We start from the raw sequence: 23,605 nt of genomic DNA, 5'->3' as shown, positions 1-23,605 counted from the left end.
TTTTAAGCATCAAAACGAGACGTAATCATTTTTTTACGTGTAAAGAAGTTTAATCCATCTTTTCCGTTCACGTGTAAATCACCGTAGAATGAATCCTTCCAGCCTGAGAATGGGAAGAAGGCCATAGTAGCTGGTACACCAACATTTATACCAAGCATGCCGGCGTCAGCCTCTTCACGGAACTGTCGTATTGCCTTTGCATTGTTGGTATAAATCGTTGCGCCATTTCCATATCTGGATTTCCGAATATATTCCAATCCCTCATCTAAGTCCTTCGCACGAAGAAGGCTTAATACGGGTGCAAAGATTTCATCTTTAGCAATTGTCATTTCAGGTGTAACATGATCAAAGATGGTAGGTCCTAAGAAATTGCCTTCAGGAAATTCCTCCATCTCTCTCCGTCCGTCACGAATTAAATCCGCGCCTTCTGCAATTCCCTTTTCGATATAAGTGAGCACTTTATCCCGGTGTTCTTTACGAATAACAGGAGTTAATAAAACTTCATCATCCATTCCGTTGCCAATAATTAATTCATCCGCTTTCTTCCTTAATGCGGCAACAAATGGTTCGTTGTCTCCAACCACGACAACAGCACTACATGCCATGCATCGTTGGCCCGCACTTCCAAAAGTTGAACTGATAATATGTTGTACAGCCTTATCCATGTCTGCGTCAGGCATGACAATATGATGATTCTTTGCTCCAGAGAGTGCTTGAACACGCTTGCCTTCGGCTGCAGCACGTTCATATACATATTTAGCAACTGGCTGTGAACCTACAAAAGAAATAGCTGCAATATCCTTATTTTCAAGCAAGCCATTAACAACGTCGTGCGCACCGTGGACCACATTAAGGACTCCATTTGGCGCTCCAGCCTCCGTAAATAACTCCGCGAGTCGATTAGCTAAGATTGGTGTACGTTCAGATGGCTTTAATACAAAAGTGTTTCCACAAGCAACGGCTAGAGGAAACATCCATAGAGGGACCATCATCGGGAAGTTAAATGGAGTAATCCCGCCCACAACACCTAATGGGTAGCGGAACATTTCCGAGTCAATATCTTCGGCAATCCCTGCTAAGGTTTCGCCCATCATTAACGTTGGTGCACCTGATGCAAATTCCACACACTCAATTCCGCGTTGTACCTCACCAAAAGCTTCTTTGTAAGCCTTACCATTCTCTTGTACAATCAATCTAGCTAATTCCTCATGGTTTTCTGTTAATAAATAGTGATATTTAAATAGAATTCTAGCTCTCTTGGGAACCGGGACATTTTTCCACTTTTTAAATGCTTCTCTTGCTGCAGCTACAGCCATAGTAACGTCTTCTTTTGAAGAAACAGGTACCTTAGTAATCACTTCGTTTGTTGCAGGATTGGGAACATCTAGTGTTTTTCCACTGTTTGAACTCACCCATTCACCGTTAATATAATTTTTAAGTACCAACGTTTCATTTTTTGTTACGCTCATGTTTTTGCCTCCTTATTTTCAAAAATAACTATAAAATTCAGTTAATTAATTCCTAATAACCTTATTATCTCTAATCTACTACCAGCTTTCATTAGACACTGTGTAAAACCTCGTGATGCATTTCTTCAACAAAATGAATAGGCTTGTTTGTTACAGCACTTGATTGACTTTTTTTGACTTTGATGCTGCTAGATAATCGTAAACAAGCAGCATGAATTCTATCGCTACCCGTTTTTCGTGTTCCATAAAATCTTCTCCTAATAAGTTTTCTAGTTTTTGCAGACGATGATAGAGTGTCTGTCTTACTATGAACAGCTTATTAGAAGTTTCCTGCTTTGAGCCATTACATTCTAAATAGGCTTTTAGTGTTTCTAGCAACTTACCATTATATTTTTGATCATACTGAATGACCGGATGAAGGTACTCAGAGGCTAGCTCTTGTAAGTCAGTATGTTTACTCATTTGTGAAATGAGACGATATAAATGTAAATCCTCATAAAAATGGTAAATTTGTTTATTCGTCATTTTTTGCTGGATCCGGAGTGTTTCTTTTGCTGTTTGATAGCTTTTATGTATGTCATCAAATGCCTGAATAAATTTGCCAGCAGCAATAATTAGCTTTGCTGAACTTTGCTTCTTAATAAACTCCGATTCCTGGATCGAATCAATGGCCCGTTTAATCCGTTCCTTTAGATTTTTCTTTGGTCGGTTATTAAGAAGAATAAAGGTAATTTCATTCTTTTTTTCAACAAAAATTACTGCAAACCCATTCTGCTCAAAAACAGAACGAAATAATAGTTTTAAGTAAGTAACATCTTGACTAAGTTTATCCTTAAAGGAGATAAGTTTGGTAATTAAGACAGTTGCATCATTGGTCTTTGTCTTTATTCCATTTTCTATTAAATATCCTTGGATATCCTCAGGTGAATGCTCTCCTTCTAACCAACCGTGGAGCCATTCAAATTCTTCCACTCGCTTTTTCTCCTCCACATATAAATCTCTTAATAAATGTTGGGCTAAAGCGGTTGCTGTTCGATCTAAAATTAACAAGTCATATTCACTAATGGCTATATCCTTTGAATAGATATATAGTTCGGCATATTCCTGACCAAATAAGAAGATTGGCAAAGAGGCAATGTACTCGCACGACTGGATTTTAGATTCTTCTAATTGATGGATAATTGCCTGTTGTTCCAATCGGCTGATTTCTGGCACAAATTCACATTCTTGATCCTTTAATCGAAAGATAATCTGCAAATCCAAGGCTGAAAAAATAAATTGAAGTATATCTTCGTAGGTTTCAATGGTTAATAGGCGTTTATTTAAACTTTGAGAATAATTCTCTAAATCAGATATTTTTTGATACTGCTGATTAATTATGGTTGCGTGAAGATCCTGGGTAATCTCTACGAATGGAACTTCTTTTTCGAAAACGATGATCGGAAATTGGTATTCGTTTGCTAGTTCGATCACCTTGTGGGGAATTTCGGTTATATATGTGCCTATTTCAATACATAAACCAGCAGCCTTATTGTCAATCAATTCTTTGACAAGTGAAACAAACAAGCTCTCCTGATCCTTCCATGCTACACCAGTTGATAGAATTAGTTCATTCCCATTGAGCAGCTTTCGAATACTAGTAACTTCAACCACATGAACCCATTTAACAATTCTATTAATTCCGCCATCACCAGCAATCAACCTGGCATATTCAAAATGCCTTCTCTTAAAAACGTCCGCTACCGTTAATTGAAAATGATCTTTCATAAAGTATTCTCCTTATAAACAAGAAGTGTTTTTAGTGAAGAAAGGATTGGTACTAACAACCAACCCTTCCTTCCATCTGTCATTTTTTAGACTTGTTGATTCTGTTTCATTAATAAGCTGGAAAAATACTTTCTGGCATTCGCAGTACCAATTTGAAGTGTTTCAGTTACGTTTCCACTTGGATGTATGAAGTCAACCGATGCTCCATTCAAATGTTCTCTTACAGCACCAATCCGACAGCCCTTTTGAATAAGAAAATCGATTTTGTCTCTTTCATCTAGAAATTGTTGGTGTTCAGACATCATAATCCTCCCTTTTCAAATTAATGGCTTTGCTTGCTTGCTGTTGATTTCCGCTCCAGGCGCTTCGCTTTCCGTGGGTGTTTCGGCGAGCCTTCTCGGAGAAACGCGCCTGCGGGGTCTCCCCTGAATCATACTCCCACAGGAGTCTTCGCGCCTTCCGCTCCAATCAACAGTGTGTAAAAAAATCAACAATGTTCTTTAATATAGCCAAATTAATATAAATCAAGATTATTTGGAATTTCTTCCAAGACAGTTTCGTAGGCATTTTCTTCGATTACCCAATCACGTCCAACGCTTATTCCTAAGTATTTCTCGTCACTTGGATCTTCAATTTCTGCTTGACGGTATTTTTGGAACCACCAGTATTTTGCGAGAACATAATAGATTCCTGCACCAACCACGAAACCAACTATGAAACCATAATTCGGTACAAAGTACGAAGCTACAGCTCCTATTACCCAAGCAATAAATCCTGCTAGGTTTACTCCGCCCATATATTTATATTGACCTTTGTCTTCATATAATTCTGGAACATTCACACGTCGTTTACGAAGTAGGTAATAATCTGCAAACAGAATGCCAACAATCGCTGAAAGGATACCACCTACGAAAAGTAAAATAGGAATAATAACCCCAAATAATGTCCACGGCTGAACAATGGTACCAACTACACCTGCTGTGATTACTCCTGCCCAAAAAGGAAACTTCGGACCGCCTACATTCGAGAAGATTGTTGCAGCAGGAACCACGTTAGCTGCAGTGTTTGTAGACCATTGAGCCAATACAATCATTAATAATAAAATAGCCAGGATAAAGCCGCCTGCTGCTTTTTGTAAAGCTACCACGGGATCATAATTTAATACAGCAATATACGAAACGGCACCAATGATAATCATAAACGTCTGTGTCAATGGCATTGCGATAAGGTTACCAATTAATGAGCCTTTATTTCGCTTAAACCAATTTTTCTCATTAACTGGAGCCTTAATAAAACGTGAAATAGAAGGGATATCAGCACTTAATGTAGCCCAAAAGCCCATGTTACTAAAGACAACAACTAAAAAGGCTGAAAAGGCTGCACCACCTGTAACTGGTGATTCCACCCAACTCCAAACATCTCTTCCTGCAGTTGCTGCCTGGTCTGAAAGTGTAACATACATCCATAAGGAAATTAGAAGAATTATAGGGGCTGCTAGATCAGCAAAACGTTCAATGGATTTGATTCCTAGTGCAGTATTGACTAATTGAACGACAGCAAAAATGAGGAAGCAAATAAACCAATTATCAAAGCCAAATAAAATATTTAATATACCATTCATCGCTGTTGCACCGAAATAGGTATTAATTCCAAACCACATCGATGCAGCTACACCTCGTGTTATGGACGGGATGTGAGTACCTATAGTCCCAAACGGTGCTCTCATATAAACCGGAAAAGAAATCCCATGTTCGATCCCTATATCCGCAATTAAAGAAATGAAGAAACCAATCGCAAGACTTCCTATCACTGTTGCGAGTATAACCCAAGGCAATGAAAGGTTGATAACGCCTGCACCGCCGATTGCAAAGGTAGCGAGAACGACAACCATGCCTACCCACATAAACGAGTATCCCAATTTTGTAATTGTTCTGTCCTTTTGATGAATCGGTAATAAATCTGGTGATTTTAAATGGCTTTTTTTCATGGAAACACTCCTTGTTTCGGTTTTATTTTATTGAATTCAACATCTAAAAATTCAAACAACCGACTAATAACAACAAAAAAGTAATAAAGAGGAGCAATTGCCCAGAATCTGAGCAATTGCCGGAGTGTACTTCAAATATAGTTAAAAACTTAAGCTGTAATTGTTGTTAGATTGATAATGTTTCACCCTGGTTCAACGGAGTATTCAAGTTATACTTTGCTCGCTTTAAATATTGGCCTGAACCTGGTTTACCAACGAACGCCTTGTCACGAACCACATATTCCCCACGGACTAAAACAGAAACTGGCTCTCCGGTAACCTTCATGCCTTCAAAGGCATTGTAGTCAACTGCCATGTGATGTGTTTCTGCAGATATTACCCGTTCCACATTTGGATCAAAAATAACGAGGTCTGCATCCGCCCCAACTGCAATAGTTCCTTTTTTCGGAAATAGACCGAAAAGTTTGGCAATCCTTGTTGAAGTAATATCAACGAACTGGTTCAAACTAATACGTCCTTTCTTCACCCCCTCTGAGAATAATATGGATATACGGTCCTCAATAATCGGGCCGCCATTCGGGATTTTTGTAAAATCATCCCTACCTAAATCCTTTTGTCCTTTAAAATCAAATGAACACTGATCAGAGCCAAGAGTTTGGAGTTGACCACTCTTTAGCGCGTTCCACAATACCTCCTGATTCCATTTTTCTCTTAGTGGAGGTGACCAAACGTATTTTGCACCCTCGAAATTAGGTTTTTCTAAATAGCTTTGGTCAAGTACTAAATATTGCGGGCACGTTTCACCCCATACCTCAAAGCCCTTACTGCGTGCTTCTGCAATCTTTTCCACAGCATCTGCGCAGGATACATGGACAACATATAATTGTGAGTTTGCTAGACCCGTAAGCTTAGCGGCACGTCCTGTAGCTTCTCCTTCAAGTTCAGGTGGTCTTGTAAGGGCATGATAAATCGGTTCTGTTTTTCCTTCCTCTAGAGCCTTCTTTGTTAAATAATCAATCACATCACCGTTCTCAGCATGTACCATTACTAAAGCACCATGCTCTTTAGCGGAAACTAGCGTTCGAAATAAGGTTTCATCATCTGCTTGGAAGACATTTTTATAAGCCATGAAGACTTTAAAGGAAGTGATTCCTTCATCATTTATCACAGATGGAAGTTCATTCAGTACTTCGTCGTTAATTTCTGAGATCATTAAATGGAAACTGTAATCAATTACAGCCTTTTCTTTAGATTTATCATGCCAGGTTTGAATGGCATTTTTTAGTGGCTCTCCTTTGTTAGTTAAGCAAAAATCAATTATTGTAGTTGTTCCACCAAATGCAGCGGCAATGGTACCGGATTCGAAATCATCCTTCGTAACCGTCCCTCCAAAAGGCATATCTAAATGGGTATGCGGATCAATTCCCCCAGGAAAAACAAGATAACCTTTTGCATCAATGACTTCCGCTCCAATTGCTGAAAGGTTGGTACCAATTTGTGAGATTTTCCCGTCTTCAATTAAAACCTCTGCTTGATACGTATCTGTTGCGGTAACAATTGTTCCATTTTTAATTATCTTCTTCATCATTATTCCCTCCTAATCTATTACTACTTAGCTACGTCCGCTTTACATTCCACTGCTACATTTAATGCAGCTTGACGCTCATTCCAAGTCATTGGAGGCATCTCTCTTGGTGCTTCTACCATATCAATTGCTCCATCAACTGGACATACAATCGAACATAAATTACAACCTACACAATCCTCTTCCCTAACCTTCAGATAACTTTTTCCACTTTCATCTTGTAGCATATCTATACATTGGTGTGATGTATCCTCACAGGCAATATGGCACTTATTACAATTAATGCAAACGTCAGTATTAATCTTTGCAACAATATTATAGTTAAGATCCAGGTTCCCCCAGTCAGAATACCTTGGTACAGATTTTCCAATGATGTCTGTAACAGAGGCAATTCCCTTACTATCTAAGTAATTATTAAGTCCCTCAATCATATCTTCAACAATTCGGAATCCATGATGCATGGCCGCAGTACACACTTGAACACCTGTAGCTCCCATTAACATAAATTCCACCGTATCTTTCCAGTTTGAAATTCCTCCAATACCAGAAATCGGAACATTGATATGTGGGTTTCTTGCACATTCTGCTACCATATTTAACGCAATCGGTTTTACCGCAGGTCCACAATAGCCTCCATGTGCTCCTTTACCTGCCACATGTGGGATGGTATTCCAAGAATCAAGGTCTACTCCCATTAAACTATTAATTGTATTAATCATACTTATGGCATCGGCACCACCATTGCAGGCAGCCTCAGCAGTTGCTGTAATATCGGTAATATTTGGAGTAAGTTTAACAATAACAGGCGTTTTTGCCACTTCTTTTACCCAGTAGGTTTGACGCTCTACAAGTGCAGGCACCTGTCCTGATGCTGCTCCCATTCCCCGTTCAGCCATTCCGTGCGGACAGCCAAAGTTTAATTCAAGTCCGTCAACCCCTACATCTTCCACACGCTTGACAATTTCATGCCATTTCTCCTGTTTGGGCTCTACCATTAAAGAAGCAATGATCGCATGATTCGGGAATCTCTTTTTAGTTTCATAGATTTCTTTTAGATTGACATCCAATGGTCTGTCAGTAATTAACTCAATATTATTAAAACCCGCTACTCTTTGTCCGTTAAAACTAATAGCAGCAAACCTAGATGAAACATTCAAGATAGGGTCACCCAATGTTTTCCAAACGGCTCCTCCCCAACCAGCTTCGAATGCTCTTTGGACTTGGTATCCAGAGTTTGTAGGAGGTGCTGACGCAAGCCAAAATGGATTAGGAGATTTTATACCTGCAAGATTAATACGTAAATCAGCCATCATTATTTCTCCCCTTTACCTTCAATAAAGTACTATGCTGAACCAACCACTGAAAATTGCTTATGAATAGCATAAGCCACATTCTTCCCTTGTTGAGCTGCGGTGACCACCATCGCGTCTCCTTTTCCTTTTCCAAAAACCACATCACCGCAGGCAAAGATTTTTGGGTTAGAGGTTTGGTACGTTTCCTGGTGCACTTTCACAACCCCGCCTTCATGCAGAAGACCAAATTGATTTATGAGTTCGAAATGTCTGGTTTGACCAATTGCTTTGACTACAGCGTCAACCAGTAAGATGTGTTCAGACCCTTTAACCTCAACTGGTCTGCGGCGCCCATCCTTTTCCGGTTCCCCAAGCATCATCTTGACACACTCTACCCCAGTGACATTACCAGACTCATCACCGAGAATTCTTTTAGGAGCGGTTAACCAACGGAACTCCACCCCATCCTGCTTAGCAAATTCATATTCAAAGTCATAAGCTGTCATTTCTTCTTCAGTTCTTCGGTAAAGAATTTTTACGTTTTCTGCTCCTAATCGAACAGAGCAAGTGGCACCATCAATCGCTGTATTTCCGGCACCGATCACGACTACTCTTTTGCCCACAAAATCCTTGGAAAGTTGGCCGCTTTTTGTAGCTTTGACAAATTCAATCGCATCATAGACTCCATTCAAGTCCTCACCATCAATTCCCAGCCTTGGTACATGGGCCATACCAACTGCTAAAATGACATAATCAAAGTTATTTGTGATTTCTTCAACCGATACATCTCTTCCAACCATGGTGTTTGTTTTTATTTTTACATTTAATTTTTCTACTTGTTCTACTTCCCAGAAGGAAATTGATTGCGGTAAGCGGAAGGAAACGATACCGTACGTATTTAATCCCCCAGCCTGACCTGCAGCCTCAAATATAGTCACATCATAGCCTAATCTAGCCAACTCTCTAGCCGCTGATAATCCAGCAGGTCCACCGCCAATAACAGCCACGGTAAGACCGTTTGAATCACCAGGTTTGAAAAGTGTTTGTTCATTTTTGATTGCCCAATCTGTCGCATATCTCTGGAGATTACCAATCATAATTGGTTTAGTTGAATGATTTAGGACACAAGCACCTTCACAAAGTTCTTCTGTTGGACAAACTCTTGAACAACTTGCTCCTACTGGGTTAGAGGTCATAATCGTCTTAGCTGAGCCAAGTAAATTTCCTGAGGCAATTTTTTTAATAAATGTTGGAATATCAATCCCTGTTGGACAGGCTTTAATACATGGGGCGTCATAACAATAGAGGCATCGATTTGATTCTTCAACCGCTTCACGGTTTGTTAATCCTTTTTCCACCTCTAGAAAATTTTTTTCGAGATCAGAAAAGGAAATACGTTCGATTTTTTCATTTGGCAAAGAAATATCCTCCTTTGACTGGTAAAATCATTAATAATATAGAAAACATTAAATGAAAGCGCTTTAAAAACACTGTTCTTTTGTAATAGATTTGGGAATAACACCAGCCTCCTTCTGCTTAAGTATAAACTTTGCAGAAAATTCTGCATCTTAATTTTATTTTACAGACCTGAAATAAGCATTGCACCTTACATTTTGTTAAATGATGCAGGCATTTGATTATTCATTATGTAAAAAGTGGTTAAGCTGATTTCTTGTACATTTTCTGAATACTTTTTCAATTTAACATAAGCATACTAAAAAAATTGTAAAAATAAATCGAATTGTCATTTTTTCTTACATAGTTTTTTTCGACACATACTACTAGCGATTTAAAAAAGCATACCTCGTAGAAGGTATGCTTAAATGGTAGTTTGTTTTTGAAAGTATTTTGCCAATTGAATAATCATTGCGCCCATTCTTTCATGCTCTGGAACAATGACCCGATCAATTCCTTCCTCCTTCAACGCTTCTAAAGTAACTTTTCCAACGGCAACGGCTAATACATGATGTCCAAAGACCTCAATGATTTCTTTATCAAAATGATTCGCCCTCGCATAATCAAGGAGTGAACGTACCTGGGTAGCCGTAGTGAAACAAACTGCATCGCAATCATAATTCAGTAATTCATGACATAATTTTTGAACAGTATCCGTTTCAGGAGGTATGTGTTGGTAAGGAAGAATTTTTTGTATGGAAGCACCGCGCTCCTCTAGAAAGTGTAGCATTTTCGGTGCAGTTTCACCATGTAGTTGGATCATGACTCGCTTTCCTGAAAAATCAAAGCTTCGTAAACCATGAATTAAACCTTCAGTCGTTCCGTCTTCATCTATTAACGCTGGGGTAATCTCTAATTTTCTTAACGCTGCAAGTGTTTTATATCCTCTTGAAGCAACCCTCGCCTGACGTAAATTTGATAGAAATTCTTCTTTGTAACCTAGCTTTTCAGCAATCTTGACCAACGTTTCAAGGCCGATTCCAGTTGTAAAAATGACCCAATCTGCACCATTTTTAATAAAATCAACAAAATCAGGCTCCACCTCCTTCTCGGCTAAGAAAACTGTCCCTTGTAGGGAACGTACTAGTGGAAATCCACCTTGCTTTTTAATTAGTGTTTGTATTTCTTCAAGTTTTCGAGAACTACCGATGACAATACGTTTACCGGAAAGTGGCTTTTTCATCATACTATAATCCTTTTTGCGAGTTGTTGAATTTCATCCGATCGATAAATTTGTACACCTTTATTTTCTGATGAAGCTACTTCTGCCATAGCCGCAGCAACTTTTTTTGCCTCTATTGCTTTATAGGACTTTAATGGACCTACCATGAAAAGGTTCAGTATATTACTAGCTTTTGCTGCTATTTTTTCACCAAAACGGAATTCCTCTCTATTACCTAACAACAATGATGGGCGAAAAATATGAAGAGAAGGTAACTCTAGCTTTTTAAGTGTCTCTTCTACATCACCCTTTACTTTATTGTAAAAAATGAGTGATTTTGGATTTGCACCCATTGCTGTCACTATTAAGAAATTGTCAACACCCGCTTTATAAGATAATTTAGCTGCTTTTACCGGGTAGTCATAATCCACTTTTCGAAAAGCTTCCTTTGTTTTTGCTTTTTTAATAGTGGTTCCTAAACAGCAAAAGACATCGGTAACTTGAAATAACTCATCTTCGTTTTCCAAATGATCAAAGTCAACCACATGCGGTTCACAAACAGGATTGATAATTTCAATTGGTTTTCGAACTAACAACACAATTTTTTTATATGTATTTTGTTGGATTAAGGTTTCTACTAACGCTTTCCCTACGAGCCCACTACCGCCTAGGACCAATGCAGTTCTTACTTGATTATTCACTTTAACTCCCCCTTAATCATCATTCTCGCATTTATAATAACAAATTCCAACGGCTTTTTTATGAATCTTTGGAAATACTGTATGGAGTGAGAACCTATTTTGGGGGAGGATGTATAGTGATAAACGAAAGTCATTTTAGTGAATTTATTAATGAAGTATCTATACAAGCAAAAATGGAAAATGTTTGGAGTTATACATGTGGCTCATGGGAAAATTGTAATGAAGATACCATTCAATCTTTTTTGTCTCAATGTCTAGAATACAATATTGACCCTCACTATTGTATGAGCTGGGTAGAAAAACACCAGAATGAAATTCCTAATTGGTCAGCTGTTTCGGAGACCTCACTTAGCTGGGTAAGTCAAAATACTTCAACTGGTACAGCTATTTCTATTTCGGGACAAGATTTAAGTTAAAAGGGGAAAAGCATGACAAAATCATTAATCACCTGGTTGTCATGCTTTTTTCAATTAAAAAGGGACAATATTAAAAATTACTTTTCTTTTTCAAGACAGGATATAAGCCTCATTTCAATATCGAGTGCAATTTGTCCAAGGTTTTCATCTGATACCATGCTCATTAACGCAGATGGCTTTGGCATTCCAATTTTCGTTTGGTTCTCTTCCTTATAAACAACAATTTTACACGGTAAAAAATAACCAACTAGATTATTTTCCATCAATACTCTTTTTGCTTCATGCGGATTGCAGACCTCTAGAACAATAAATTCCTTTTCAAGGTCTACCCCTTTTTCTTTCAGTTTTTCTTGTATATTGAAGCTCCACAGTACACCAAACTTCTCTTCTTTTAAAGCTTCCTCCACAGCGTTAACTGCTTCAGTAAGTGATTTATTGGAATCAACCGTATAATGAAACATATGGAAAAGTCTCCTCCTTTTTCCATTATCTTGCAGATGTATTTGACCAATACATATCAATCGTTTTATTATCTTTCAATCATACAATTCAATCCCTATCTATTATTTCCATCAGTTCAATTTCACCTTATTTAAAATGATGCTACAGTATTGTAACAAATGCTCCATGTTATTTGCCTTAAATATTATAAAATTATTCTTGTAAGCAATATAGCATGGGAGGTATAAAAATGAAAAAATTAGTAACAGGTATTTTTACAGCAGTTATGCTATTAGGATTGGGAACTGGGGTCATGGCAGCTAGTGACCAGATTGCATGCAAAGTTAGTGACTTCAAAGAAATGCTCCCATTTATGCAAGAGAAGCATCCTGATTTAAGTGAAAAACAACTTAAAGAAATGCATAAGGACTGTGCATCAAAAATGAAAAAAGAAACAAACACAGACTGTATGCTTAACAACAATTAAATAAGAGACTGTGTTAAAGAACAGTGTTGATATTTACACCCTGTTGATTGGAGCAGAAGGCACGAAGATCCTCGAAAATGCTATCGCATTTCCTTCGTGCGGTGTAGATTCGATGAAGCTTATTCAATGTCCTGTGGGAGTATGGTTTAGGTGTGACCCCGCATGCGCATGCGTCGAGGAGGCTCGCCGATACACCCACGAACCGCTCGTGCCTGGCGCCGAAATCAACAGGCAAGTTTAGCAGAGCCAAATAATAAAAAATAAAAAGCACTCCAAAGTGCTTTTTATTTTGTCATTATGTAATTTAATTAAAACATTAAAAAGTAGGCTCCAAATAACAATGTTATACAAATAATTAAGATACTGAGTGTAATGATATATTTTTTAGATGCCGTAAAGGTTTGCTGGTTAATTGTTTTAACCTTTTTCAGATATACTATTGTCGCCATTAGAATAGTAACAATTCCTAGTCCAACAGAGGCGATCCCAATTAAATTTGCTAAAAGATCTCCTATTGGAGAGAGACTAGACATCATATTAAAATGTAAATTGGTTACTAAAAAGCCAACACCAATTATTGCAATAGCTGTTCTGATCCATGCTAAATATGTCCGTTCGTTTGCAAGATGCTGTTGAATATATTTTGAATCTACCGTCTGCTTCATTTCTTGTTCCTTTATTTCGTCCTTCTGCATTTTATCCCTACTTTTACTTTAATCAATACCTTGTATCAACTCAGTCATCATTTCTTTATCCATTGGTCCTATAATTTTTTTCCTGATGACGCCTTTGGTATCAATAATATAACTGGTTGGAATAGTAACCGCTTGGTATGTTTGCCCGACTTGTCCATCACCATCAAGTACAATCGGGAAGGTTAGTCCGTAATCTTTCACAAAAGCCCCTATATTGTTACTACTTTTTTCAGAAGTAGTTAAATTTATAGCTAAAATCGTAACTTGGTTATTTTTCTGTTCCTCATAAAATTCCTGCATATGCGGCATCTCCGCCTTACATGGTGGACACCATGTGGCCCAGAAATTTAATATTACTTTCTTTCCAACCATATCAGAAAGCTTAACTTCTTGTCCATCTAAAGTTCTTAGGCCGAAATTCGGTGCCTTATTCCCTTCCTGAAGCCCTATATCTAGATCCTTTGATGATGATACAGCTTCCTTTACTTTACCTTTTTCTATTTTATTCACCGACAATATTGTCGTATTATCTAAAGCGAGAAAGGTAGTAAAGTGATAACTGCTAAGAACTATTAAAATGAAGATAAGAATAGTTTGAAAAATAATTTTTTTTGAAGTTTTCGCTTTCATATTTTTATAAATAAAATAAATAAGGGAAATGAGTGTTGCAATAACTAGCCCTTTAGTGCCACCAGTAAAATAAAGGATTGAAATAGGACTTTTTACTATAAGCTTTGGTTCTAATACAATGAGACTGCCCTTCCAAACTAAAATTAATATAAAAAGGCTGTTTGTTAACGTATCAAAGATTCTTTTACTCTTTTCTTTCATTTGAGTTTTCTGCAACCACCCTTTAATTACCACTAGCCCTAATAGGATACCAAAACCAAGCAGTACCCATTTAAGCATAATGGATATTGGCCCTATTTGGATTACGTTCATTTATCCAGCCCCCACAATTAAAATTTTCCATTACTTTGATAAGAATCTATTTAGAAATGAAAAAAAGGCTATTCCTAGCCCCATTTAATGATTATAAAATATCTATCCAAATTTTTACTGCAGTTGAAAAGATTAATATTCCTAAAATTACTTGTAAAACCTTTGTATTCATCTTTTTACCCATTTTAACACCTAATGGAGAGGCAAGGAGACTTGCAACCACCATGATTAGAGAAGGTATGATCTCTACCTGACCTGTTGAAACTTTACCAACCGTTGCGCCTATTGAAGAAATGAATGTGATAGCTAAAGATGATGCAATTGTCATTCTTGTTGGAATCTTTAGAACAACTAGCATAATTGGGACTAATAAAAACGCACCACCGGCACCTACAATTCCAGCTCCGATTCCCACAATTAATGCAAGTGTTGCAGCAAGCCACTTATTAAATTTGACTTGGTCCATAGGGATATCATCAATTCCTTTTTTAGGAACAAACATCATAATCACGGCTAATAATGCTAAAACTCCGTAGACGATATTAATTCCACTCTCAGGTAGAAGTGTTGAACCAAATCCACCCATAAAGCTACCAATTAAGATACTAATACCCATATAGCCAATCAATTTTTTATTTAGATATCCGCCTTTTCGGTATGCCCAAACTCCCCCTATTGTTGCAAAGAATACTTGTATCGCAGTAATACCTGCCACATCATGCGCTGTAAAATGAGCCACACCTACAGCAGCTGGGATAAGCAATAGCATCGGAAAATTAATGATGGCACCACCGATTCCTAACATACCTGAAATAAATGAGCCTATAAAACCAATTAAGAATATGGTAATTACAAAATCGATACCCATTTTCTCCTCCTTTTGAAGGGATATCCACTTCCGCTTCCTATTATCGCACTGCGCATCGATTTGGTCCAATTTCCATTTCACGTTGTTTTTCAACGTCCGGATTTATTTTTCCCATATTTGTTTCACGAATCTCTTGATATGCATTGGGCTGTGGTGGTAGGTTTTCGGTTACTAATTTCCTAAACTCATTTTCATCTGCAATATTTAAGCCATGGTTCCTTGCAAATAACGTACCTAGCTTTTCAGATATACTTCCGTCTGCATTCAATTCGTCAATGATCATAAAATGTGCAGGTAACACAATTAATTCTTCGGATAACTCTCTATATCGCTTATAAAGACTTTCTCTTAAATCAGTAACCCAATCCTCTGCCATTCCAGCAAGGTCCGGACGTCCAATTGAATCAATAAATAAGATATCACCGGAAAGTAAATATTTTTCATCTACTACAAATGATGTAGATCCGATTGTATGTCCTGGTGAATACAATGCATGGATATTAATCGTTGTTCCACCAATTGTTACATCATTGCCACCTTCTAATGGCTGGTATGCGAATGTTACTTCAGTTGCATCTTTTGGAGGTAACCAATAAGTTGCATTTGTTTTCTCAGCAATCATACGGCCTCCAGAAATATGGTCCGCATGTAAATGTGTATCAAACACATGAGTAATAGTTGCATTAACACTTTTTGCAAATTCAAGATAATAATCTGTCATTCTTGTAGCGTCAATAATTGCAGCTTCACCTTTTGAAACAACCATATACGATAGACAGCCTTTACCAATACGAACAAATTGATAAATCTCTCCTCCGTCTTTTAAATCTCCAACCTTTACAGGCTCTAAGTGTTCACTCCAAGCTTTCATTCCGCCTTGAAGGTAGGAAACTGATAACCCTTCTTCTGAAAGCATCTCTGCCACCATAACAGAAGAGCCTTCCTTAGCACATACCACTAATACCTCATTATCAGTGGGTATTTTATTTAAAATTTCTTCTACCCCGTCAAGCAACTCAAAATATGGAATATTTAAATACTCAAAATTTTCCCCTTCAATTTTCCAATCTTGAAAATCGCTTTCGTTACGAACATCGAGAATAAACAATGGTTCCTTGTTAAATACCTTTTTAGTTACTTCTTTTGAAGTCATCACATTAACTGACATGTTTTATTTACCCCCTATGGTATATTTTATTTCAAAAAAAAATTATATTTTTGTGGGGCGGTTAAGCCCCATTTGATTAGCTGTTTATGCTTGTTAATTCTCCAGCCCATTCACTCATACCTGGTACAACATTAAAGACTTTACTAAAGCCCATTTCTGCTAATTTTTGTGCTGCAAAGTCACTTCGATTACCTGTTCGGCAAACAACGAAAATTTCAACCTCTTTACTTAATTCATTTACACGATCATCTAATTCACCTAATGGAATTGAAACAGCATTTGGAATATGATTAAACACATATTCAGCCAATTCCCTAACATCGAGTACAACGATGTTTGCATTTGCCTCTAACTTAGCAGCAAGCTCTTCATTTGAAGTAACATACGGATGCTTTCTCTCGGCTTCTTCCTCAGCAGAAGAGGATTTTCTAAGGTAATGTTTAAGCACGTTGCCTTCTTCAATGGTTCCTAAATATTGATGACCTGAACTTTGTGCCCACGCTTTAATATCAGCTTTTGAACCCTTATCAGTTGCTAAAATTTCTAATACTTGACCTGCTTCTATACCGGTCATAGCTTTTTTGGTCTTCACGATTGGCATTGGACATGCTAATCCTTTTGCATCTACAACTAAATCCGTTTTTAATGATGTCATAATCTTCCTCCTAAAATATACCCAACAAGGTTTTAATTCTATTATTCTATTAAATAAACAAGTTTACATTGCCATCCTCAGCATCGGCTAAATAAGCTGCTACACCTGCATATTCAATATTTTCTAGTAGCTCTTCTTGCTTTAGTCCTAAAAGATCCATTGTCATCGTACAAGCAACTAGCTTTACTTCTTGTTCTTGTGCCATCTCAATTAACTGTGGTAATGGCATTGCATTGTGTTTTTTCATAATGTCTTTAATCATCTTGGGACCAAATCCTGCAAAATTCATTTTGGAAAGCCCCATCTTATCTGCGCCTCTTGGCATCATTTTTGCAAACATTTTTTCAATGAACCCTTTTTTAACCATAATATTTTCGTCTTTACGTAATGCATTTAATCCCCAAAATGTATGGAAAATAGTTACTTCATGGTCATAGGCAGCAGCTCCGTTTGCAATAATGTACGCCGCCATCGCTTTATCATAATCTCCACTAAACAATACAATTGTCGTCCTTTTCTTTTCCGTCAAAATAATTCCTCCTGATTATAGTCGTTTTTACATATACCCGTACAGGTATTTTATTTTCTAAAAAAATTAGCCTTTTTTAATCCAAAACTTCAGTACATCTTGATCTTCTTCAAAATTTAAAAGCTCATGTCCTCCAGATTTTGCCCAAGCAGAAAGGTCGTTTTTTGCACCTTTATCGGTTGTATGAATTTCTAATACTTGACCAGTGCTAAGTTCATTTATTGCTTTTTTTGTTTTTACGATTGGCATGGGACATGCTAACCCTTTAGCATCTAGAATTTTATCTGCATTCATTGTATATAATCTCCTTTAGGATTGATTTCAAATTTTTGAGGTTGTTTGGATTATCAACATTACCCCTATGGGTATATTAATAAATTAATATATATGTGTCAACACTATGAACTATTTTTATCTGCTCTTGACAAGTAAATTTACAGCATCCTTTATTAATAAATCAGTTTTTTCACCATTTTTCTCTGCATCAAGTACGCATTCCACTAAATTTGAGCTAACAATTACTCCAATTGTCCGATCAACAGCAGAACGAACTGCCGATAGTTGAGTAATAACTGCACGGCAATCTTTATCTTCTTCCATCATTTTTAAGATTCCTCTAAGCTGGCCTTCCATCCGCTTAATTCTATTTTTCATTTGATCATTGTAATTCACCGTAAACACCAATCCTTTTTAATAAATCCTCTATATTCGGATTTCCATAGACATAGCATACCTATAGATGTATTATTGGTAATTTTACTTATAAAAATTCAACTTCGCCCTCCCAAGCCATCATACCGCCATCCATGTTTGTAACATCGAAGCCGTAGCTTTCTAAGAACATGGTAGCTTGTGAACTTCTTGCTCCTGAACGACAAACAATAATATATTTTTCTTTTTTATCAAGATCTGGCATTTTAAACTCCACTAATCCTAAAGGAATGTTAACTGCATTTGGAATTTTACCAGTTGCCACCTCTGCCACTTCGCGAACATCAATAATATTTAACTCTTCACCATTTAGAAGTTTTTGTTCCACTTCTTTAGCTGTAATCCGTTTCATCTTTTTATTCCTCCTAATTTTTAATTCCAGGCGCTCATGCCGCCCTTTACGTTTGTAATTTGAATAAAACCTAATTTTTTTAAGATTTTTGCGGCTTGTGTACTTCTCATACCACTTTGGCATATAACAATGACATCTTTATCTTTTGCTAGTGTAGCTGCTTTATTGGATAATTGATCAAGTGGAATATTTTTAAACCCTTTAATATTCCGTCCCTTAAACTCCATTGGTGTGCGAACATCAATATATTGTTTGTTCTTATCACCAAGCTCAGCTTTTAATTGAGCCGTTGTGATATTGCGTACCCCTTTTACAGGAATAAGCCTCCAGGCCAAAAATCCAACCAATAAAATTATGATTATGGTTCCTGTACTCAAATCCACTCATCTCCTTCAATTTTTCCTCTAACCATTTAGAGAGGATTAATTTAATATACCCATAGGGGTATATTAACAAAGAAAAAAATTCATGTCAACACTTTTTATTTTCGACTTCTAACCAAGAGTTTTACTGCATCATTGACTAGTTCATCTTTGTTGCTTGCATCAACTTGTTCAATTAAGCAATACTTAAGGTTTTCACTCACAATAACTCCAACTGTATGGCTAATGGCAGAACTAACAGCTGATAATTGATTAATGACTTTCTTACATTCCTGTTGTTCTTCCATCATACGTAAGATTCCTCTAATTTGCCCTTCTGTTCGTTTTAACCTATTTTTTGTTTGCTTATCATACTCCATTGTTTATTACTCCTTTATTCATCTAGTATCATAAAACCTTGAATGGAGAAATTTCTTTTTCTTAAGAAACGGATGGCGAGATTTTTTTCAATAGAATCTGAAGCAATGATTAGAAGTTTTTTATTAGGTATTTCTTTGTAATATCGTTTTAAGTATGCGTATGGTATATTTACTGCGTACGGAATCTCCTCTTTTGAAGTTGTTTGATAATCTCTTAAATCCAGCAAAACAAATTCCCCATTATTTATAAAATTTTGCACAGATGAAATTCCTCTAACAGGAACATACCTTTGATATATAAAAAAAATAATTAACGCTCCAATAAACCACGAAATAAACATTAAGTAACCTCCATGATGTTTAATACAAAAATAACTTTATACCCTTAAGGGTATTTTGTAAAGCGAATTGTATTACCAAATTTTTAATATTCTCTGTTACTTTTGACTGTTGATTTCTGCTCAAATGCGAGCGGTTCTTAAGTGTTTCGCTGAGCTTCTTCATATTACTCGAGTAACCCGCAAGTAAAATAAAGAGGGATTGTTCCGGTTAAATGCAAAATGAAGTTCGATTCGGGGAGTGAATAAGGGGAGTTTTTCCGCTTATGAAAAAAAAATCTCCCATTTTCGCATCATTAGAATCAATAGGGGGAAATTCTCCCTCTATTTATCGACTCGTGTGCTTAACCTGATCCCCAAACCAGGGCCCTCTTAATTCTAAATGCGGGAATAAGCAGATAAGTCATTTCTTGTGTCTTTAATAACAATCCACCCGAAAACAGAACCCTTTGAATGTAAGGCAAAAGCTTTTATTTTTGAATCAATCCGATCAACTTTTCTAAACCATCAAGTAGTCTTGGTGAAGGTCTACAATAAAGTTCTTCTTCCAAGATCAAAATTTGATCTTCATCTAGGTTCAATCTTTCAAATCCTGCACGTCTTTTGACGATACTTTTTTGTACTTTTTCCCTTCTAACCCCCACCCAAACTAGACAAATAAAATCCGGTTGCCGGTTCAATACGTCTTCCCAATCAGTCTGAACACTTGCTAATTCAACATCTTGGAACAAATTGACTGCACCTGCCAACTCAGAAATTTCAGTAAGCCAATTAAGTTTACCTGGCGTAAAAACAGGTTTCGGCCACCATTCCCAATATAAAGAGGGTGTAAACTGTTTACTAGGTCTTTGCTGTTTCACCTTTTTAAGTTTATTACGAAATTTTTCAGCAGCATGTTTGCCTAGTTCGGGGTATCCTAGTACCTCCGCTGTAGAAATAAGGTCTTTTTCGATATCAGATATAGACTGCGGGTTCAGGATGATATAAGGAATTCCCCGTTCCTTTAATTGCTCCACATTCTTCTCCATCCCCGGAACACTTAAAGAAGCTAGAACCATGTCAGGCTTTAATTTTTCGACGAGACCCATATCAATTGATAAATCTGGTCCTAATCTAGGTAGGTGCACAATGGATTTAGGCCAGTCTGAAAAATCATCAACACCTATTAATAAGTGTGTCAGTTCCAAGTATTCCATTATTTCTGTATTACTTGGACAAAGGGATATAACTCGCATGGTCCTCCTCCTTTATTTTCATTCAAGAATCAACTTTACAATCGAGATATAATAATAAATATTCTAGCGAGGTTTTAGCAATGTTTAACTTATTCTATCATTATAATTACACCAGCCAATAATTGGAACAGTTTACGGCAGTCAATGGGCTGCGGGACTCAAAGACCAAAAAATCCTAGCATTACTAAAAAAATATCCGCATCTAATTCTAATTAGCAGACATTCACATTATCCTCTAAACAATCAAAGCTGTATTGTTCAAGATGGTCTTACAATGGTGAATATAAGTGCAGCAGCATACACTTTTAAAAAGGTACAGGAAAAAATACAACTCAATCACAAGGATATGCAGTGAATGTCTATGATAATCGCGTGGAGTTTATGGCTAGAGAGTTTAGTACAGGTTCATTGATCAATCTGTTACTGTTCCTATTTCAAAAAACTAACCAGCTAATTTAGCTGGTTAGTTTTTTGGGGTTTAACTATTGTACTACTTTTACTGTGTCAACTAGTTTAAATAAGAATTGGTAAATGAGTTTAAAGGCCTCACTTAGTGGCATTTCTTCCTTAAAACCTTCCACATAATTTAATGTAAAATTTAAATTCCATAAACCATCTTCTTGACTGAACATCAAATCAAATTTAGCATCCTTACCTTGTAAATTTGTATCTAGATATGACCTTATGGATTTGTCGAATTTCTTTTGAAGCTTTAATCCTAACATCACATCGTACGTCGCAAAAACATCGTCTACTTCTAGTGAAATTGCTTCCACTCCAATCTCATCAAACCACTTTGATTCCAAATAGATAAACTCTTTTTTATTCTTTTTTAAATAAGTTAGCGCTTGTGATAAAAAAGCTTCTGTTTCAATTTTTATCATATTCTCTGTCTCTTTATCACAACGTTCAATATATGCATCCGAAAAATTCACCATATGTATCCTCCTAAAATAACTTCCAATACTAATATTGAGTATTTTCCCCTAAAATGCAAATCTAGACTGCCTAAATAGCAAAAAAAGTGCCAAGCACTTTACGCTTGGCACCTTTTGTTAATTTTCAGCTAGTTTAGCTACTACTTTTTTACCTGCTGGCTTTATTTCTCCAGGATCTTCTGCCTGTTTTGCACGTTTGATGAACAGAGCAAGAACTAATGCGAGTCCTGCAATAAAGACGCTGACATAGAAAGCATCATTTATACCTTCAAGCATAGCTTTCATTTGAATGTCGTGTTGCATTTTTAATTTCATAGCTTCCGTAATTGCTGTTGTTGGTGGATTGCTGATCATTTTAGCTTTGGCAGCCGCAACGAGTTCCGTTGCGTGTGTTTTCGCACGTGTTGTCATAACCGTTACCAATAATGCTGTACCTATCGCACCTGAAACCTGTTGCATCGTACTATTCATTGCTGTACCGTGTGGGTAGAACCTAGCCGGTAACTGATTTAACCCATTCGTTGTAACTGGCATATTAACCATAGACATACCGAACATTCTAAAAGTATAAAGGAAAATAAGGTGTTTATAAGTCATGTCAAGAGTTAAATTACTAAGAAGATAGCTTGTGATCACTGTTATAGACAAACCAATGATAGCTAGTAGACGACCACCAAACTTATCAAATAATTTTCCTGTAATTGGCATCATGATTGCCATAACTATAGCACCAGGTAACAACATTAAACCAGCATCTATTGGAGAAATGCCACGAATGGTTTGGACGTATATAGGTAAAAGAATCATACCTGAGAACATCGCCATAGTAACAACCATTGAAATGGCCGATGACAAAGCGAACATTGGATATTTATAAATCCTAAAGTTAAGAAGCGGTCGTTCTTGGTTTAATTGACGTAAAATAAATATGACCAAAGTAACCACACCTAATGCGAGAGTACCATATACCTTCGGGCTATCCCATCCATCTTTACCGGCAGAGCTAAAGCCATACAATAATCCGCCAAAACCTAAGCTGGATAAAATTACTGATAAGTAATCAAGTTTGATATCGACTTTGCCCTTCTTATCCTTAAGTAGGAAAAAGCCAATCAGAATAACAACAATTGCAATTGGTGTAATAAAGTGGAAGAGCATTCTCCAGTCATAATGCTCAATAATCCAACCGGATAATGTCGGCCCAATAGCTGGAGCAAACATTAATACTAATCCAAAAATCCCCATCGCCATTCCACGTTTTTCTACTGGAAAACTTGTTAACATAACATTCATTAATAACGGCATCATGATCGCTGAACCAGAGGCCACAAGGCCTGAGTCATCCTTCCAGTTAATAATAACGGAAAATTATGAGCGAAACCGGCTAGAATGGTTCCGATTGTGAATAAAGCCATTGCAGCCAAGAAGAGTTGGCGAACTGAAAATTTTTGAATTAGAAATGCTGATAATGGTATAAGTATTCCATTCACCAACATAAATCCAGTGGTAAGCCATTGAACTGTGGAAGCTTCAATCTCTAAGTCCTTCATAATGGAAGGAAGTGCAATATTTAATAATGTGTTATTTAAGAATGCAATAAATGCTCCAATCATCAAGATGGCAATTATTCCATATGGCGGACGTTTAGCCTCTACTTTAGATTGATCCAT

26 protein-coding genes and 1 pseudogene are annotated in these 23,605 nt (G+C 36.9%); 2 read left to right on the top strand and 25 right to left on the bottom strand.

The genetic code is table 11. The features are described 5' to 3' along the window. Positions 1-2: 2 nt before the first annotated feature. The 9 genes from QE429_RS13470 to QE429_RS13430 all read right to left on the bottom strand — a co-directional run bounded on the left by QE429_RS13470 (position 3) and on the right by QE429_RS13430 (position 11,418). Positions 3-1,469 (bottom strand): CoA-acylating methylmalonate-semialdehyde dehydrogenase, encoded by a 1,467-nt coding sequence (locus tag QE429_RS13470; RefSeq protein ID WP_307287581.1) that lies wholly within the window; start codon positions 1,467-1,469, stop codon positions 3-5. Positions 1,470-1,619: 150 nt separating this feature from the next. After that, positions 1,620-3,236: a PucR family transcriptional regulator gene (locus QE429_RS13465; RefSeq protein ID WP_307287579.1), complete on the bottom strand. Its 1,617-nt coding sequence runs from the start codon at positions 3,234-3,236 to the stop codon at positions 1,620-1,622. A gap of 86 nt (positions 3,237-3,322) precedes the next feature. Continuing rightward, complete coding sequence (locus tag QE429_RS13460; protein WP_307287578.1) at positions 3,323-3,538, bottom strand: hypothetical protein; 216 nt, start codon at positions 3,536-3,538, stop codon at positions 3,323-3,325. Between the two features lie 212 nt (positions 3,539-3,750). Then, positions 3,751-5,223, bottom strand: coding sequence for an NCS1 family transporter (locus tag QE429_RS13455; RefSeq protein WP_307287577.1), 1,473 nt, complete (start codon positions 5,221-5,223; stop codon positions 3,751-3,753). 166 nt (positions 5,224-5,389) lie between these two features. Then, on the bottom strand, positions 5,390-6,808 hold the full coding sequence (hydA, locus tag QE429_RS13450) for a dihydropyrimidinase (protein ID WP_307290809.1): 1,419 nt from the start codon (positions 6,806-6,808) through the stop codon (positions 5,390-5,392). Positions 6,809-6,831: 23 nt separating this feature from the next. Next, positions 6,832-8,118 carry an NAD-dependent dihydropyrimidine dehydrogenase subunit PreA gene (gene preA, locus QE429_RS13445; RefSeq protein ID WP_307290808.1) on the bottom strand — a complete coding sequence of 429 codons (1,287 nt, stop codon included), beginning with the start codon at positions 8,116-8,118 and terminating at the stop codon, positions 6,832-6,834. 32 nt (positions 8,119-8,150) lie between these two features. Further along, a complete protein-coding gene (locus QE429_RS13440; protein WP_307287575.1) occupies positions 8,151-9,518 on the bottom strand; it encodes an NAD(P)-dependent oxidoreductase in 1,368 nt (455 codons plus the stop codon). Between the two features lie 401 nt (positions 9,519-9,919). Continuing rightward, positions 9,920-10,738 carry a uroporphyrinogen-III synthase gene (locus QE429_RS13435; RefSeq protein WP_307290807.1) on the bottom strand — a complete coding sequence of 273 codons (819 nt, stop codon included), beginning with the start codon at positions 10,736-10,738 and terminating at the stop codon, positions 9,920-9,922. Further along, positions 10,738-11,418, bottom strand: a complete 681-nt coding sequence (locus tag QE429_RS13430) for an oxidoreductase (RefSeq protein WP_307287574.1) — start codon at positions 11,416-11,418, stop codon at positions 10,738-10,740. The genes QE429_RS13435 and QE429_RS13430 overlap by 1 nt, the downstream gene beginning before the upstream one ends. Positions 11,419-11,534: 116 nt before the next feature. On the opposite strand from QE429_RS13430, the gene QE429_RS13425 reads away from it, so the two are divergent. Then, a complete protein-coding gene (locus tag QE429_RS13425) occupies positions 11,535-11,834 on the top strand; it encodes a hypothetical protein (RefSeq protein ID WP_307287572.1) in 300 nt (99 codons plus the stop codon). A gap of 77 nt (positions 11,835-11,911) precedes the next feature. Here the strand turns inward: QE429_RS13425 and QE429_RS13420 are convergent, their stop codons facing one another. Continuing rightward, positions 11,912-12,295, bottom strand: coding sequence for a DUF302 domain-containing protein (locus QE429_RS13420; RefSeq protein ID WP_307287571.1), 384 nt, complete (start codon positions 12,293-12,295; stop codon positions 11,912-11,914). 230 nt (positions 12,296-12,525) lie between these two features. Between QE429_RS13420 and QE429_RS13415 the strand changes: the two genes are divergently transcribed. Next, on the top strand, positions 12,526-12,762 hold the full coding sequence (locus QE429_RS13415; RefSeq protein ID WP_307287569.1) for a hypothetical protein: 237 nt from the start codon (positions 12,526-12,528) through the stop codon (positions 12,760-12,762). A gap of 308 nt (positions 12,763-13,070) precedes the next feature. On the opposite strand, the gene QE429_RS13410 is transcribed toward QE429_RS13415, so the two are convergent. From QE429_RS13410 to QE429_RS13340, 15 genes and pseudogenes are all read right to left on the bottom strand, one after another. Continuing rightward, a complete protein-coding gene (locus QE429_RS13410; protein WP_307287568.1) occupies positions 13,071-13,457 on the bottom strand; it encodes a YidH family protein in 387 nt (128 codons plus the stop codon). A gap of 18 nt (positions 13,458-13,475) precedes the next feature. Beyond that, positions 13,476-14,366 carry a redoxin domain-containing protein gene (locus QE429_RS13405; RefSeq protein ID WP_307287567.1) on the bottom strand — a complete coding sequence of 297 codons (891 nt, stop codon included), beginning with the start codon at positions 14,364-14,366 and terminating at the stop codon, positions 13,476-13,478. Positions 14,367-14,490: 124 nt separating this feature from the next. Next, entirely contained in the window at positions 14,491-15,267 is a 777-nt protein-coding gene (locus QE429_RS13400) for a sulfite exporter TauE/SafE family protein (protein WP_307287565.1), read from the bottom strand. A 40-nt stretch (positions 15,268-15,307) separates the two neighbouring features. After that, positions 15,308-16,435 (bottom strand): MBL fold metallo-hydrolase, encoded by a 1,128-nt coding sequence (locus tag QE429_RS13395; protein WP_373463199.1) that lies wholly within the window; start codon positions 16,433-16,435, stop codon positions 15,308-15,310. A 76-nt stretch (positions 16,436-16,511) separates the two neighbouring features. Beyond that, positions 16,512-17,090 (bottom strand): sulfurtransferase TusA family protein, encoded by a 579-nt coding sequence (locus tag QE429_RS13390; protein ID WP_307287563.1) that lies wholly within the window; start codon positions 17,088-17,090, stop codon positions 16,512-16,514. A gap of 49 nt (positions 17,091-17,139) precedes the next feature. Further along, positions 17,140-17,619, bottom strand: a complete 480-nt coding sequence (locus QE429_RS13385) for a DsrE/DsrF/DrsH-like family protein (protein WP_307287562.1) — start codon at positions 17,617-17,619, stop codon at positions 17,140-17,142. Positions 17,620-17,685: 66 nt separating this feature from the next. Beyond that, positions 17,686-17,913 (bottom strand): sulfurtransferase TusA family protein, encoded by a 228-nt coding sequence (locus QE429_RS13380; RefSeq protein WP_307287560.1) that lies wholly within the window; start codon positions 17,911-17,913, stop codon positions 17,686-17,688. A 117-nt stretch (positions 17,914-18,030) separates the two neighbouring features. Then, the gene (locus tag QE429_RS13375) at positions 18,031-18,291 is read right to left on the bottom strand and encodes a metal-sensitive transcriptional regulator (protein ID WP_307287558.1); all 261 of its coding nucleotides are present in this window, start codon (positions 18,289-18,291) and stop codon (positions 18,031-18,033) included. 88 nt (positions 18,292-18,379) lie between these two features. Then, entirely contained in the window at positions 18,380-18,682 is a 303-nt protein-coding gene (locus QE429_RS13370; protein ID WP_307287556.1) for a rhodanese-like domain-containing protein, read from the bottom strand. A 20-nt stretch (positions 18,683-18,702) separates the two neighbouring features. After that, positions 18,703-19,059, bottom strand: a complete 357-nt coding sequence (locus tag QE429_RS13365; protein ID WP_307287555.1) for a rhodanese-like domain-containing protein — start codon at positions 19,057-19,059, stop codon at positions 18,703-18,705. A 104-nt stretch (positions 19,060-19,163) separates the two neighbouring features. Beyond that, positions 19,164-19,424, bottom strand: coding sequence for a metal-sensitive transcriptional regulator (locus QE429_RS13360; protein ID WP_307287552.1), 261 nt, complete (start codon positions 19,422-19,424; stop codon positions 19,164-19,166). Positions 19,425-19,438: 14 nt separating this feature from the next. Continuing rightward, a complete protein-coding gene (locus QE429_RS13355) occupies positions 19,439-19,765 on the bottom strand; it encodes a rhodanese-like domain-containing protein (RefSeq protein ID WP_307287550.1) in 327 nt (108 codons plus the stop codon). Between the two features lie 467 nt (positions 19,766-20,232). Beyond that, the gene (locus QE429_RS13350) at positions 20,233-20,997 is read right to left on the bottom strand and encodes a cobalamin-binding protein (protein WP_307287549.1); all 765 of its coding nucleotides are present in this window, start codon (positions 20,995-20,997) and stop codon (positions 20,233-20,235) included. A gap of 482 nt (positions 20,998-21,479) precedes the next feature. Beyond that, on the bottom strand, positions 21,480-21,935 hold the full coding sequence (locus QE429_RS13345; RefSeq protein WP_307287547.1) for a branched-chain amino acid aminotransferase: 456 nt from the start codon (positions 21,933-21,935) through the stop codon (positions 21,480-21,482). Positions 21,936-22,052: 117 nt separating this feature from the next. Further along, positions 22,053-23,605 (bottom strand): annotated as a pseudogene (locus QE429_RS13340) (DHA2 family efflux MFS transporter permease subunit).

The sequence above is a fragment of the Bacillus sp. SORGH_AS_0510 genome, from assembly GCF_030818775.1.
GTDB lineage: Bacteria > Bacillota > Bacilli > Bacillales > Cytobacillaceae > Neobacillus.
Note: the sequence above shows the minus strand (reverse complement) of the source record. Positions and strands in the feature narration are given on the sequence as shown.

What these genes read in the sequence shown, in the direction of transcription:
- QE429_RS13410 (WP_307287568.1), bottom strand. Translation starts at nt 13,457, where the DNA reads ATGCAGAAGGACGAAATAAAGGAACAAGAAATGAAGCAGACGGTAGAT.
- QE429_RS13420 (WP_307287571.1), bottom strand. Translation starts at nt 12,295, where the DNA reads ATGTTTCATTATACGGTTGATTCCAATAAATCACTTACTGAAGCAGTT.
- QE429_RS13350 (WP_307287549.1), bottom strand. Translation starts at nt 20,997, where the DNA reads ATGCGAGTTATATCCCTTTGTCCAAGTAATACAGAAATAATGGAATAC.
- QE429_RS13415 (WP_307287569.1), top strand. Translation starts at nt 12,526, where the DNA reads ATGAAAAAATTAGTAACAGGTATTTTTACAGCAGTTATGCTATTAGGA.
- QE429_RS13405 (WP_307287567.1), bottom strand. Translation starts at nt 14,366, where the DNA reads ATGCTTAAATGGGTACTGCTTGGTTTTGGTATCCTATTAGGGCTAGTG.
- QE429_RS13400 (WP_307287565.1), bottom strand. Translation starts at nt 15,267, where the DNA reads ATGGGTATCGATTTTGTAATTACCATATTCTTAATTGGTTTTATAGGC.
- QE429_RS13355 (WP_307287550.1), bottom strand. Translation starts at nt 19,765, where the DNA reads ATGTTTATTTCGTGGTTTATTGGAGCGTTAATTATTTTTTTTATATAT.
- QE429_RS13395 (WP_373463199.1), bottom strand. Translation starts at nt 16,435, where the DNA reads ATGTCAGTTAATGTGATGACTTCAAAAGAAGTAACTAAAAAGGTATTT.
- QE429_RS13460 (WP_307287578.1), bottom strand. Translation starts at nt 3,538, where the DNA reads ATGTCTGAACACCAACAATTTCTAGATGAAAGAGACAAAATCGATTTT.
- preA (WP_307290808.1), bottom strand. Translation starts at nt 8,118, where the DNA reads ATGGCTGATTTACGTATTAATCTTGCAGGTATAAAATCTCCTAATCCA.
- QE429_RS13345 (WP_307287547.1), bottom strand. Translation starts at nt 21,935, where the DNA reads ATGGTGAATTTTTCGGATGCATATATTGAACGTTGTGATAAAGAGACA.
- QE429_RS13360 (WP_307287552.1), bottom strand. Translation starts at nt 19,424, where the DNA reads ATGGAGTATGATAAGCAAACAAAAAATAGGTTAAAACGAACAGAAGGG.
- hydA (WP_307290809.1), bottom strand. Translation starts at nt 6,808, where the DNA reads ATGAAGAAGATAATTAAAAATGGAACAATTGTTACCGCAACAGATACG.
- QE429_RS13470 (WP_307287581.1), bottom strand. Translation starts at nt 1,469, where the DNA reads ATGAGCGTAACAAAAAATGAAACGTTGGTACTTAAAAATTATATTAAC.
- QE429_RS13380 (WP_307287560.1), bottom strand. Translation starts at nt 17,913, where the DNA reads ATGAATGCAGATAAAATTCTAGATGCTAAAGGGTTAGCATGTCCCATG.
- QE429_RS13370 (WP_307287556.1), bottom strand. Translation starts at nt 18,682, where the DNA reads ATGAAACGGATTACAGCTAAAGAAGTGGAACAAAAACTTCTAAATGGT.
- QE429_RS13465 (WP_307287579.1), bottom strand. Translation starts at nt 3,236, where the DNA reads ATGAAAGATCATTTTCAATTAACGGTAGCGGACGTTTTTAAGAGAAGG.
- QE429_RS13435 (WP_307290807.1), bottom strand. Translation starts at nt 10,738, where the DNA reads ATGAAAAAGCCACTTTCCGGTAAACGTATTGTCATCGGTAGTTCTCGA.
- QE429_RS13455 (WP_307287577.1), bottom strand. Translation starts at nt 5,223, where the DNA reads ATGAAAAAAAGCCATTTAAAATCACCAGATTTATTACCGATTCATCAA.
- QE429_RS13390 (WP_307287563.1), bottom strand. Translation starts at nt 17,090, where the DNA reads ATGACATCATTAAAAACGGATTTAGTTGTAGATGCAAAAGGATTAGCA.